9 protein-coding genes are annotated in these 14,186 nt (G+C 39.0%); 7 read left to right on the forward strand and 2 right to left on the reverse strand.

Going from position 1 to position 14,186, the window contains the following annotated elements; genetic code table 11:
- Positions 1 to 404 precede the first annotated feature (404 nt).
- Positions 405 to 2,093, forward strand: a complete 1,689-nt coding sequence (locus tag ACK2WI_RS09960; protein WP_409150616.1) for an ATP-binding protein — start codon at positions 405 to 407, stop codon at positions 2,091 to 2,093.
- Between the two features lie 6 nt (positions 2,094 to 2,099).
- Positions 2,100 to 2,765, forward strand: a complete 666-nt coding sequence (locus ACK2WI_RS09965; RefSeq protein WP_093095214.1) for a response regulator transcription factor — start codon at positions 2,100 to 2,102, stop codon at positions 2,763 to 2,765.
- Between the two features lie 374 nt (positions 2,766 to 3,139).
- Here ACK2WI_RS09965 and ACK2WI_RS09970 read toward each other — a convergent pair whose 3' ends face one another.
- Positions 3,140 to 3,832 (reverse strand): helix-turn-helix transcriptional regulator, encoded by a 693-nt coding sequence (locus tag ACK2WI_RS09970; protein ID WP_312697997.1) that lies wholly within the window; start codon positions 3,830 to 3,832, stop codon positions 3,140 to 3,142.
- A 346-nt stretch (positions 3,833 to 4,178) separates the two neighbouring features.
- Here ACK2WI_RS09970 and ACK2WI_RS09975 point away from each other — a divergent pair, with 346 nt between their 5' ends.
- Positions 4,179 to 4,859 carry a hypothetical protein gene (locus tag ACK2WI_RS09975; RefSeq protein ID WP_409150618.1) on the forward strand — a complete coding sequence of 227 codons (681 nt, stop codon included), beginning with the start codon at positions 4,179 to 4,181 and terminating at the stop codon, positions 4,857 to 4,859.
- A gap of 1,050 nt (positions 4,860 to 5,909) precedes the next feature.
- On the opposite strand, the gene ACK2WI_RS09980 is transcribed toward ACK2WI_RS09975, so the two are convergent.
- A complete protein-coding gene (locus ACK2WI_RS09980; protein WP_409150619.1) occupies positions 5,910 to 6,764 on the reverse strand; it encodes an SMP-30/gluconolactonase/LRE family protein in 855 nt (284 codons plus the stop codon).
- A 112-nt stretch (positions 6,765 to 6,876) separates the two neighbouring features.
- Between ACK2WI_RS09980 and ACK2WI_RS09985 the strand changes: the two genes are divergently transcribed.
- From ACK2WI_RS09985 to ACK2WI_RS10000, 4 genes are all read left to right on the forward strand, one after another.
- A complete protein-coding gene (locus ACK2WI_RS09985; RefSeq protein WP_409150621.1) occupies positions 6,877 to 7,629 on the forward strand; it encodes an HpcH/HpaI aldolase family protein in 753 nt (250 codons plus the stop codon).
- A gap of 281 nt (positions 7,630 to 7,910) precedes the next feature.
- Entirely contained in the window at positions 7,911 to 9,704 is a 1,794-nt protein-coding gene (locus ACK2WI_RS09990) for a class I mannose-6-phosphate isomerase (protein WP_409150622.1), read from the forward strand.
- Positions 9,705 to 9,736: 32 nt separating this feature from the next.
- Positions 9,737 to 12,865, forward strand: a complete 3,129-nt coding sequence (locus ACK2WI_RS09995; protein ID WP_409150624.1) for a GH92 family glycosyl hydrolase — start codon at positions 9,737 to 9,739, stop codon at positions 12,863 to 12,865.
- A 24-nt stretch (positions 12,866 to 12,889) separates the two neighbouring features.
- On the forward strand, positions 12,890 to 14,185 hold the full coding sequence (locus tag ACK2WI_RS10000) for an MFS transporter (RefSeq protein WP_409150625.1): 1,296 nt from the start codon (positions 12,890 to 12,892) through the stop codon (positions 14,183 to 14,185).
- Position 14,186 lies beyond the last annotated feature (1 nt).

The following is a 14,186-nucleotide window of genomic DNA, read 5'->3' on the forward strand; positions in this document are numbered from 1 at the left end:
GGTCTATTGATAAAGGAAATTCAATTTTCGTAGTGTAATATCTACTGTTTGTAGGGGAAAATACTTCTCTGCTCAAATCGCTTATTATTAATTATCCCTCAATTAAAATGATGTTTTGTTTTAATTTGCATTTCAAAAAGTCGCTTAACTACATATTTGCTTAAATTCCTAGACATCTTAATTTATCACCCAACTAAAGCATTTGTAAAATTTATACAAATTGCTAGTTGTTAAATAGTTGTGTAACAATTTGTTATTGCTTTTTCGTGTAAATTGTTACAAGTTTATTTGTCTAAACATGGGTTTCGCTCAAGAAAATATTCTTTCATTCTTGTGATTATTAGTCTATTCTTCTGAAAAGTAATTGTTTTATTGGCTACTTTTGATCATTATTATTTTTACCTGTGAAACCATTATTACTCTTAATTGGGATACTCTTTTTAGTATCCTGCGAAAGCCGAATTAAATCCACTCAAGAAGCTGAAAAGAATCCGTATTACGAACAGGCATACGAGTTCTTGGACAAAAATGAGTTTGATAGTGCATTTGTTTATTTCGAGAAAGCAAAGTCTTTGTTCTTAGAAAGGAATGATAGTGTCGGTGTGGCCGAAAGTCTCATCAATATGGCGATCACCCAAGCCGATTTTGGAGATTATTATGGATCCCAAGAAACCTCCACTCAGGCAATTGAGTATCTGAACCTCAACGATAGCAGCCAACATGCCCTGCTTGGAATGGTCTACAATAACCTGAGCAATGTATATACCTCTTTAAAAGATACCAAAAAGGCAATTGAATCCAATCAATTGGCTATCCAATATACCAGCAGTCCAACCAATAGAAAGGTTTATGAAAATAACCTAGCCTCTACCTATATCGCCAATCAAGAATATGAGAAAGCGAGCGAAATCTTAAAAGAACTTGTTAGCAATGCAGATTCAAATTCTATTGATTATGCACGCTTCTTGACCAATTATGCTAGAGCAAAGAGCCATCTCGATACCGCCTATAAGCTATTGCCGGTATTAAAAAAGGCCATGCAGATCCGTAGGAAGAACAAAGACCCTTGGGGACTCAATTCTAGCTATTCCCATATTGCGAATTACTATAAAGAAAGGAACAAGGATTCGGCACTTTTCTATTCCATGCAGCAATTTGACATAGCAAAGACCATTAAAAATCCAGATGCGCAAATGGATGCTTTGCAAAGGGTATTGGAGCTATCCGTATTGGAGGAGAACCGCCCTATTCTAGAAAAATACCATCAGATCCAAGATAGTGTTGAAATTGCACGGTTAACAGCAAAAAATCAGTTCGCTTTAATCCGATATGAGGTGGAGAAAAGTAAAACCAATAACCTCAAGCTCAGCAATGAAATCGCTGAAAAGCAGTATAGATTGAACCTGATGCGTGTGCTATTGGTTGGCTTGATCATCGTGGCGGCCCTTTCTTCCTTCTATTTCCTGAATTGGCATAAGAGAAGGAAACAAAGGATGGAACTGGAGGCAGAAAATCGAGTTAAGGAAAGCCAACTGAAAACTTCCAGAAAAGTGCACGATGTAGTGGCAAACGGCATATACAGAGTCATGGCGGAATTGGAAAATCGAGATGATGTCAATCGGGAAGAACTTTTAGATCGTTTAGAAATCCTCTATGATAAATCTAGGGATATTTCTTACGAGGTGGAAGATCTTGGGATGGGTGACATTCCGTTTCACCTGACTATTTCCGAGTTGCTGAAATCCTTTGCGAATGAAGAGCGAACAGTCTTGATCGCAGGAAATGAAGAAGCTACTTGGGATAGGTTGAATGCTGTCCAAAAAGACAACCTTGAACAGGTCCTACAGGAATTGATGGTCAATATGCAGAAGCATAGTAAAGCCCAAGAAGTCATAGTCAGGTTTGATTATGAAGGAAATATCCTTCATATATATTATAAAGATGATGGTATAGGACTATCAGAATCTCCAAAATATGGTAATGGTTTTATGAATACGGAAAACCGTATAAATCTATTGAAGGGGACCCTTACTTTTGAGAAAAATAATAATAGCGGTTTAGGAATTCACATTTCCATCCCTATTCAAAAATAGGTTGTTATGTTTAAAAAAGTATTGATTGCTGAAGATCATGAGGTGGCAAACCTTTCTGTCCATAAAACGGTGCAGGAGATGGGAGTCACTGATGCCAAATATGTCTATTACTGCGATGATGCACTCAATCGGATCAGAAAAGCTGTATCTGAGGGAGAGCCCTATGACCTGCTGATTACTGATTTAGTTTTCGAAGATGATATCGTTCCACAGAAGATCTCTCATGGGAAGGATTTGATCAAGGCAGCCAAGGAACTGCAACCAGACCTCAAGGTTATCGTCTTTTCTTCCATTGATCGGATCAGTCTGATCGAAGACCTCTTTAGAAATTACCAGATCGATGCCTATGTCAGAAAAGCAAGGCACGATGGTCAATATTTCAGGGAAGCAATGAAGGCCGTGGCAAGCAACAAGATCTATCAATCACCTGATATCCGTTTGGCCCTGAGATCCAAGAATTCACATGAATTTACCAATATGGACATTCAGATCATTTCTTCGCTATCGCAAGGTGTCCTCCAAAAAAACATCCCACAAATCCTGCAGGAAAAGAACATCAAACCTTCTGGCTTGAGTAGTATTGAAAAAAGATTGAACCTGATGAAAGAAGTATTGGGCTTCACCAAGAATGAACAATTGGTATTATACTGTAAGGACAAAGGATTAATATAAATTTAATTAATGCTTTACGGGAAACCGTATGGGATTCCCATACAAGGAAAGTATCTTTGGGTATTGATTTGACCAACCCTTATTAACCAAAATAAATATTAATGGCTTCTACGGATTTAGAGGCCATTCTTTTTTAGGCATTTATTCCTGTTCCTTGTTAAAAAATGTTAATCCACTGCTGGTTTTATACAGTTAGGCATTGGCTTTGCGTTAATAATAGCAAACAGAGTAAAAAAGTAAAAGAGTAAATAATTTCATAATTTAGGTTAATAATTGGTTAGTAAAAAAAACCTGAGCTTCCCCGGCTCAGGTTTTTTATTTATGTTAATTGTAGCAGGTCCAAATTATTTGCCTTTGATTGATTTTGCCATTGACTAGGTCAAGTCAAAATTTACGGCAAACTTCAATAATTCAGCAAAGGATTTATTATCCAGTTTTTTACAGATGTTTTTTCTATGTGTTGATACGGTATGTGAAGACAAAAAGAGCTGGTCCGAGATTTCCGATGTAGTGAAACCATTTGCCAACATGCGAATAATCTCCTTTTCCCTTTTGGTCAGTTGTGCATACTTTTTATAATGGGCATGCACATATTCGTTTTGGTCCAAGGTCTTATTGACCCGTTGAATGATATGGTCCAAACCATCAATAGGGGCAGAAATCAAGATCAACTTAGACTCGGATTGAATTTCAGCTAGCTTACAGTTGGTAAAACACCATTGATACTGCTGATCAGAATACCTTCTTACCCTTTGGAAGAAATTATAGGTTTTATCAGACTCTCCATTGATGATATATTGCTGTAAACCAACAAAAAAGCTGAAGATTTCCTCCTTTACAAAGAAATGGTCATAATAATTCATCCCCATTGCAGGGATTTCTTCAGGATATACCCCCAAATAACTGGTTCCCCAATGGTTCATATAACTGCATCCATTAGGCGAATTTCCGTTCAAGTCATGGATCATGAGACTTGCCGGTAAGATATCGCCTAAGTCAGATATGGTGAATTTCCCCAGATGAAGACCATGTGAGATTTCAAATAATTGGGTGTCAAGGCTAATCATAATAATTAATAAATGGTTTGGAAATTAATTATCGCTTATCCTAAAATAGTGAACAATGTTTAAACACTAAAATTAATTTTTGAAATCTTTGGTTTGATTTTCAATAATTTTTTTGAAAAATCGTTGAAGTACCTATTTAATTATTTTTTTGTCAATTATTTGTTGAAGTTAATTTGTTGGTAATCAATAAAATATGATTGATGATTGAGAGGCTGTTCAAAAGATTGATTTTTATTTTGAAATAATAAAAAACTTAACACAATTTTGCCTAACCACGAGGTAATATTTATTTTCGTAACAGTTTAATCTTTTTTGCGAAAATTGATTCCAACGGTAAAGTAGCATCATGAAAAAACTAACTATCTTTCTCCTTATTATTTTCAGTAGCCTCGGCGCATGGGCGCAAAGAGGCAAGATCAGCAATAATTTTTTTGGTCATCTCGAATTCAATTCCCTCGATGGACGATATAAAGCTACCCTTGAAAAAAATGTTTTCAATGGACTTGAATTTTATGATAATTCAAAAAATAAAGTGTCCTATGATCAAAAATATCTAGCCAAGCATTTTCCAGGGATATTGAGCGATAATGAATGGAAAACAAGTTTCCTGCGAGATTTAGTGCGCAAATATTCCCAAGAGAGCAATTACAAACTATCCCATAGGATAAATGTATTTGGCGGGGAAGAGATCGAGGATAACCGTGGCTATTCTTCTGAGTCGGGAACGGATACTTTTGGCCATGAATATTATGAGGAAACAGGGAAATATGGTACGGTTAGCATCAAACGGAATTTGCGTGGTGTACTGGAATATACTCGAAATAACTTTTCCGCCAGCTTGGGCAAGGACTTTAGAAACCAATGGGTGTATGAGGATTCCCAAAAAAATAGGATGGAGTTCAACCAAACAGCTTGGGGTAAAATGACCAAAAGACTAGGATCCGATAAAGATATCATGTTCTTCTTAATCCGACAACTGACCGATTTCTATGATCAGGAACAAGATCCTTATCAAGACGATTATTAATGCTCCTTTAGGCCATTGTCATTAGGTTAACAAAAAAAACAAAATTTAGATTCTTCGTTACTTTTGAGGCGCAAAAGTAACCAAAACGCTTCGGCCCATTTAAGGTGGCTTTTCGCACAATCATCCGCACATGGACAGAATGCCTTGTTGTCGGGAATATCTTTCAGAAGATCATCCCTTTTGATGGGATGATCTTCTGAAAGCATTCCAAGGCCAATCCCATCGCACAAGTCGACGGCATTCTATCCATTTTTCCGCCACTGGAAATGAGCCGGGGGCTAAAGTGCTTCCTTCGGAAGGATGGATGATTGTATAAATTGGGAACCCCTGGAAGGGGTGACATCTTTGTAGAAAATCTGATCGTTAATCGGATAACCCACAGTGTGGGTGAAATATTTTTCAGAAAATCCCTACGGAATTCATTTCCAATTCTGAACGATTAGTGAAGAATCTGTACGGATCTCCTTCTAAAGGCTTTGTCATCTTTCAATCGAAGATTGAAGAACTGTTCGTCAATTCAATAAAGACCATCGTTGAGTTTAAAGGTGTGCAATTCTCCGAAATCCTTCGGATGAGCCTCAGTTCAAAAAAACCTTAACTTAATGACATTGATCCTTTAGGGGTGCCATTATTTTAGCAGACATGGCACGTTAGCCTGGAAGTGGCGCAAAAACGATGTTCGATTAATCGAACATCGTTTTTGCATTAACCCTTTATTGTTCGATACCATTGCTAAAATAATTCTGCCCTTCCAGGGCAGTATGTCGCAAAAAAGAGATTTTTATGGAAAATAAATAAGGGTCTAAATAGCTAAAAACACAGTTCTAACAAACTTGTCATTGGTTGGCACGAAGTTTCTCAGAACTATACAAGGGAGAGAGGTGTTGGCGTACAGGTCCTCTATCTTCGATAGAGAATGACACGATCAGGGTGGGGGAAAACCGTACAGATTCTTCACGAATTGTTCAGAATCAAAAGTGTACAAATTGGTATTATTGTTCTTCAGGAAAGTTCCGCTTTGTTTTTTTCCTAACTTAATGACATTGCTCTTTAAGCGTTCAATATAAATTCTTCGCTTCCTTCGTCATCTATTTTCAAACAGTATAGCCCAGCAGCACCTTCCAGGTCATCCTGATGCGCCGAGCTGCTAATGAATAATTCATTCATTTCCGGCCCGCCAAAAGTACAAGAAGTTGGGTTTTTGGAAGGTAAATTGATATAATCGATGATCTCTTTGCGGACAAGATCAAATATGATGATCTGATTTCCGCCCCAATTTGCGATATACAGTTTCCTGCTTTTTGATAGGCACATTCCATCCAAGGACCCAATTCCTTCAAACTGAAAGATCAATGTTTCTTCTTCCAATTTTCCATCGCGATATTCGAATTGCCTTACAGAATTTAATTCCGAATCGATGAAATAAATAAGAGTATCTTCAAAGGCTATCCCATTGGAAATGATAACCCCGTCCAATAAGGTCTTTGCATCCCCATCTTTGAGTTCATATAAAGTAGCATCAGGTAAAAAAGGACCATTATCCCCATTGTTGAGGTTATTCATGCTTCCGATTAACCAAGTTCCCCAAGGGCTGACTGCCCCATCATTGTATCTGTAATTATTCCTATGCTCCGGTTGGCTGATCAACGTTTTGCTCGCTGTGCTCAACTTAAATTCATACAGGCCACTCTCCAGGGAAATCAAGATTTTATCCAGATCAGCAGTCAATGCAACGCAGCTGATATACTCGTTGAAAATATGTTGCTCAAAACTTTGATCCTTGTAATCATAGACGTACAGTTTTTTATCCAGTATATCTACAAAGAAAAGTTGCTGAGTTCGATAATCCCAAAGAGGGCCTTCACCGAGCTTTAATCCTTCTTTATAAATTCTTTTTAGTGCCATGCGTATAGGTTTGGGTTAAAGGTTCAAAATCATGGAATTCTTTAATTTTCTGTTTTGATTCCTTGGTCATTATCAGCAATATAAGTTATTTTTAGGTTTAATTTAAACCTACATGAGATTTTTAGAGAAACTGGAAGCAGGACAGACTGTGGTGGGTCCATTTTCAAAGACTTCGGATCCCTCCATGATTGAAGCTATGGGATATGCCGGCTTTGACTTTATCATCATCGATCTGGAGCATGGTCCTAATAGCATATTGAATGCCCAAAACTTGGTAAGGGCAGCACAGATCACCGGGACCTTTCCCATCATCCGTGTTCCGGAAAATTCAGCTTCGGCTATAGGCAAAGCATTGGATATTGGGGCTTTGGGTGTTCAGGTGCCTCAGATCAGTAATGCAGAACAGGCCAAGCTAGCTGTTGAATACGCCAAGTTTGGACCTATAGGGATGCGGGGGGTGTGCCGATTTGTCCGTGCAGCTGAGTTTTCCAATAAGGATAGGTTTGAATATTTTGCTGGAGCTAATCAGAATTATTTGATTTTGCAGCTGGAAGGAGAGGAGGCCATCAAAAACATAGAGGCGATCATTGAAGTGGCGCATATCAATATCATTTTCCTTGGTCCATATGACCTTTCTCAAGCCTTAGGTGTACCCGGTCAAATCAACCATCCCGCTGTGATAGAAAAAATTGAATATATCGTCAATCTTTGCAAAGCTAACTCTAAGAAAACTGGAATCTTCACGGATAATCTTTCCGATGCCAGAAGATGGAGGGAATTGGGAATAGATTATATTTCATATTCTGTTGATGTAGGAATAATACAAGAGGCTTCAAAGACTATTATTTCCGAAATCCTGAGATAGATTTTTCTGGAAGTTTTATTCGAGTTTCATTTTGACCTTATTCGAGACATATTCGGAAAATTCGGAATATGTCTCGAATAAGATCAAAGCAAATCTCCACTAATACTGAATAATGATCAAGGATAGGGACAGGTTTAAACTTATGTTTTTACTGTTAAAGAATTGTAAATTCCTTAATATGTATAAACATATTGATATTTTTCTTTGATATGTAGGTACAATGTCTTAATATTGTGTTGTAAACCAATTGAAATTAAAAATTTTTTAGATCGCAATAAAATATGTTGGAAGATTTGTCAACCATGGAAAGCACTAAAATAATACGTGGGACCAAACAACCTGAGATGCCTGCAGTTCTTTCAGGTGATTTAAAGGCTGGATATAGCATTTATCCATCTTTTTCCATTGCAGAGGGATTGATTTCTTCTGGTTATTCATCATTAGCAGATTGGATGGTATCTAGAAAGACAGTTTGTGTAGATGGTTATGTGGCGGTGGATTGGGATGGCATCAAGGCTTCCCTAGAAAAGGAATTTGCCGAGCAATCCGTTTCTGTCAATTGGATCGATACGAAGGATTTCTTGAAGCCTGAAGCTGAGCTTGATAAAATGGTCGAACCGTTTATGGGAACCGATGACTCGGTGTGGGGAAAGGTCTGTGACCTTAGTCTAGGAGATTTCTTTTTGTTGGATGATCTAAAAAACCTAGAAGCCAATACGGAATTTGATCTCAATATTGTTTGGGGCATAGGTGCCAGTTTTGTTTCTTCCTTTGATTCCATCGCATATTTTGATATTCCAAAGAATGAACTTCTGTTTCGAGTAAGGGGCAAGTCTGCCTTTAATATCGGCTCAAACACGAGGTTCAATATGAAAAATACCTACAAGCGTCTGTACTTTGTAGATTGGATCGTGCTGAATGCTTATAAAAAAGAAATCCTGCCCAGGATTGATCTTTTTGCGGATACCCAGTGGTTGGATACCTTAAATTGGATCAAAGCTGAGGATTTGAGAAATTCCTTAACAGCTATGAGCAAAACGGTATTTAGACCAAGACCATGGTTTGATCCTGGCGTTTGGGGTGGACAATGGATGAAAGAACGTTTTCATGAATTGGCACAAGATGAGGTAAATTATGCATGGTCATTTGAGATTATTGCTCCTGAAAATGGTTTGGTACTGGAAAGTTCGGGCAAGTTGTTGGAAATCAGTTTCGATACCCTCATGTTCCAAGAGTCCAAGAATATATTAGGATCGGGTCATCAGCAATTTGGAGATTATTTCCCGATCCGCTTTGACTTTCTGGATACTTTTGATGGCGGTAACCTTTCTGTTCAATGCCATCCCGCATTGGATTATATACAAGAAAATTTTGGCGAGCAGTTTACCCAAGATGAGACCTATTATATCATGGATTGCAAAGATAATGCAAAGGTGTACTTAGGATTTCAAGAAGGGATTGAGCCCAATAGTTTTCGAAAGGCCTTGGAGCAAAGTGTAGCCGAAGAGAAGGAGTTGGACGTCACGCAATATGTTCAAGAGTTTGATTCAGAGAAACATAAGCTATATCTTATTCCAAATCAAACCGTGCATAGCGCTGGTAAGAACAATCTGGTTCTTGAAATATCAGCTACACCCTATATCTATACCTTTAAGATGTATGATTGGCTCCAACGCGATAAAGAAGGTAAACCTAGGCCTATCAATATAGAACATGGCTTCAAAAACCTTGATTTTTCAAGGCAAGGCGAAAAGGTGGAGCAGGATCATATCTCCAAACCTTATGTTTTGGAGGAAAGGGATGGCGCAAAGATCATTCAATATCCTACGCATCCTGTGCACTATTATGAGATCCAAAGATTAGATTTTCAGGATCAAATCCAAGTAAATACAACGAATAAGGCGCATGTATTGATGCTGGTTGAAGGAAGTTCCATCGAGCTGGAAGATAGACAGGGAAATAAGCAAATTTTCCATTATGCTGAAACCTTCATTGTACCGGCCTCCGCAGAAAGCTATAAGATCAAGAATTTAGGAAATGAAGAAGCAAAGGTGATTCTATCTTTCCTGAAATAGTCAAATCAATAACCAATACCAAAATCATGGATATGCAATTTTATCGAAAGATGTTTTTTTCTACTGCTCTGTTACTAGCCTCAGCAACGGGTTTGTTAGCCCAAGAGGCAGCGATTTGGGAATTAGGAAAAGCAGATCAATCGAGTCAGGAATTTGCCTTAAGTCCGCTGGGATATAAGGACTTTTTAGCGCATGATTTTGGCTATGAAGATAATTTTTTCGTGGTTGGACAAAGTGTGCTCAACAAAGATTTCCCTTATGTCTTGCCAGGTCCAGCAAATGGATGGGGTGGAACAGGAGGGACTTCCGGAATCCGGACCCATTTTTTGAACCTCTTTTATCAATTGAATGCCATTGATTTGCAAGGGAAGTATGTCTTGGAATTGGATTTCGTTAATTCAGAAAGCAAGGCTAAGCCTACTGTTCAAGTAGCTATCAATGGGGTTCTATTCAATTATGAACTCAAGAATGGAACTGGAGAAAGCAATCCTGTTGCTGGACAATTGGGAGCCGAAAAAATCAGGATCGATATTGAGCCTGAGATCTTGAAAAATGGCTTCAACCAAGTGAGCATAACCAGTTTAAAGGGCGGTTGGGTTGAATTTGATTCTTTTAGGTTATTAGGGCCTTCGAAGACCAAACTGCTGTCTGATTACAGTACCGTAATCAAAGATATCCAAGTCTCTGATTTTGAATTTGAAAATAAGAAAGAGAGGGTCCAAAACTTATTGGTAGAGGTGCTGCGGTTAAAGGACAATCAAACCGTAAAGGTTGTGGTTGATGGCAAAACTGCCTATCAGAAGTCCATGGATCAAGGATTATCTAAATTAGAATTACCGTTAGCTGCAGTAAAAAAAGAAAAGGCAAGTAACATTGAAGTGTTTGTCAACGATAAACTTCTTGTTAAAGAGAAAGTAGTACGTGGTCCGAAACCATTAGGTTCGGTTTCAAGTTATGTCAATACCATGATTGGTGCCTCCCATTCCCGATGGATGATTGCACCGGGTCCTTGGATGCCTTTCAGTATGGTGAAATTAAGTCCTGATAACCAGAATGTAGGTTGGCAGGCAGGTTATGAACCTTCCATTGAATCGATAGGGATGTTCAGCCATATCCATGAATGGACCATGGCGGGCTTAGGTACCTTTCCGACTGCCGGACCATTACAGATCCAGGTTGGGGATCAATATGACCCTGATTCAGGTTATCGATCAAGGATTGATAAAACAACGGAAAAAGCTCCCTTGGGATCTTATCATGTGAAATTGACAGACCACAATATCGACGTAGATCTTACGCAGACAACCAGAGCCAGCTTCCAACGATATACCTTTAACCAAACGGATAAAGGGCGAGTCATGATTGACTTGAAGGTCAATGGAGAATATCCTTATACCATTAAGGATTATCAATTAAAGAAGGTTTCAGACCATAAAATTATAGGCTATTCGGATCAATTGTCTGAGAATGTCTGGTCTACGGATGCGAAACAGGATTATAAGGTCCATTTTGTCATCGAGTTTGATCAGCCCATTGTGGATTTTGGAACTTGGGAATCCGATCGCATCCAAAAAGGGCAGAATGCCGCTGGAATAGAGGTCCAAGAAGCTGGGATGTATGTAGAGTTTGATGTCCGCCAAGAAAAGACGGTGCAAGTAAGGACTGGGATATCTTATGTGAGTATTGAAAATGCCCAAGAAAATCTGGATAAGGAAATCTCAGCACCCTTTGGATGGTCTTTTGAACAGGTTAGGGACAATCAATTAAAAACCTGGAATACTTTACTGGAGAGGCTCAAGGTGAAATCGGATGATTACTTTGAAAAGGAAAAGTTCTATAGTAATATGTATAGATCCTTAAGCCGAAATACCTTTAGTGATATCAATGGAGAATGGCGCGATTCTCAGGAACGGGTACGTCAATTCAGCGATCCGCAGGATTTGGCTTTGGGATGTGATGCTTTTTGGAATACCTTCTGGAATCTGAATCAGTTTTGGAATCTGGTAACGCCAGAATGGAGCAACAAATGGGTTAAATCGCAACTGGCTATGTATGATGCTGATGGTTGGTTGGCTAAAGGACCGGCAGGTATGGAATATATACCCGTGATGGTTGCTGAGCATGAGATTCCCTTGATTGTTTCAGCCTATCAAATGGGGATCCGCGATTATGATGTAGATAAAGCATTTGAAGCGGTCAAAAAAATGCAGACTACACTACCTTCGAAATTTGCAGGTGGATTTGCTGGAAACAGAGACCTTGAGGTTTATCTAAAATATAAATATGTCCCTTCAGATTTGGGAAGGTTCTCCAATACCTTGGAATACAGTTTTGATGATTGGACCGTTGGTCAGTTTGCCAAATCATTAGGCCAAGAAAAGGATTATACTTATTTCAACGATCGTGGGAATTGGTGGAAAAATGCCATTGATGTGGAAAGTGGCTATGCCCGGATGAAAGATTCAAAAGGGGAATGGCTAAAGGATTTCGACCCATTCAAGTCGGGAGCAAACCATCATTATGTAGAAGGGAATGCTTGGCAATTGACTTTTTTTGTTCCGCAGGATATCCCGGGACTAGCCCATTGGATTGGGTCAGATGTGTTTTCAAAACGTTTGGAATGGGGATTTGATGAAAGTGTAAAATGGCGATATAATGGGCCTAATGATCAATATTGGGATTATCCGGTTGTTCAAGGAAATCAGCAATCGATGCATTTTGCCTATTTATTCAATTATTTGGACAAACCTTGGTTGACGCAGAAATGGAGCCGTTCGATAGCGGAACGGTATTATGGCCGCGGAATATCCAATGCTTATTTGGGCGATGAAGACCAAGGGCAAATGAGTGCATGGTATGTGATGACAGCCATAGGTCTGTTCCAGATGGATGGAGGGACCAGAAGCCAACCGGTCTATGAAATTGGAAGCCCGATGTTTGAGGAGGTGCAGATAGACCTTGCTGAACAGTTTGGCAGGGGCAAACAATTTGTAATCAAGGCTAAAAACAACAGTAAAAAGAATGTATACATTCAAAATGCTACCCTAAACGGAAAGAAATTAGAAACCTTTTATTTCAATGCTGAGGAGTTGTTGAAGGGAGGCGAATTGATTTTAGAAATGGGAGCAGAACCGAATAAAAATTGGGGAGTATCGAAATAACAATTATAAACTAAACTCCGACATGTGAATATTTCCAGCAAGCAATTGGCCTTTGTGGCCATAATAGCCTCATTAGGAGGTTTTATTTTCGGATTTGATATGGCTGTGGTATCTGGGGTGTTGCCCTTGGTAAAAATGCAGTTTAACTTAGACAGTTTTTTGGAAGGCTGGTTTGTGTCATCCGCACTTTTAGGCTGTATCATCGGTGTCATGATATCCGGTCATCTTTCGGATAAATATGGCAGTAAAAGCAGTATGCAATTTGCCGCAATCATCTTTGTCATTGCTACATTTGCCTGTATTTTTCTGGAATCCTTTTCCTTGATTATTTTGACCAGGATCTTTACCGGCATTGGGATTGGTATTGCTTCCAATGTGGTGCCTCTTTACCTTTCGGAAATAGCTCCGATCAAGGATCGTGGAAAGTTGGTTACCTTTTACCAATTGGCATTGACCTTTGGTATCGTGCTGGCTTATGTATCCAATGCTCTGATCATCAAGGATCAGGATGTATTGGCACAATTCTCCAATCACTCCTTCTTCCAATATGTGTTTGTAGAAGAGGAGTGGCGAGCGATGATCGGAATGTCCTTGATTCCATCCTTGGCTTTTTTTATCGGTTTGATGTTTGTGCCAGAAAGTCCGAGCTGGTCGAAAAATATGGATGGGATGGCCAATTCAGGATATTCCGAAGTTTGGAAACCGATCTATAGAAAAGCCCTGATCATTGGTTTGTTTTTGCCCATCTTTTCGCAGTTCTGCGGAATCAATGTAATTATCTATTACGGTCCTACGATCTTGAAGACCTTAGGTTTCAGTTTGGACAATTCCCTTTATGGGCAGATTATCATTGGGTTAGCCAATATGTTGTTTACGCTGATTGCCATTTGGAAGGTGGATAGTTTGGGGAGAAGACCTTTGTACCTGATCGGGACCATGGGAGGGGCTATATCGCTATTTCTGACCAGTGTGTTGTTCTATTTAGATCTAGCAGACAGTTGGCTATTGGTAATTTCTGTTATCTGCTTCTTGGCATTCTTTGCATTCTCCATAGGTCCATTGAAATTTGTGGTGGCGTCCGAGATCTTTCCAGCGCATATACGCGCCAAGGCTATGGGTTTAAGTATTCTGGCGATGTGGGTATCCGATTTTCTGATGGGACATATCACTCCATTCCTATTGGACGATATTGGCGTGGCAGGGACATTTATCCTCTTGGGATTGGTTTGCCTGATAGGATTTGTATTTGTCCTTAAATATCTGCCGGAAACCAAAGGAAAGAGCAGTGAAGAAATCCAACAACTATTAAATCAAAATTAAG

It is taken from the genome of Sphingobacterium sp. BS-2 (assembly GCF_046161205.1).
In the GTDB taxonomy this organism is placed as follows: domain Bacteria; phylum Bacteroidota; class Bacteroidia; order Sphingobacteriales; family Sphingobacteriaceae; genus Sphingobacterium; species Sphingobacterium mizutaii.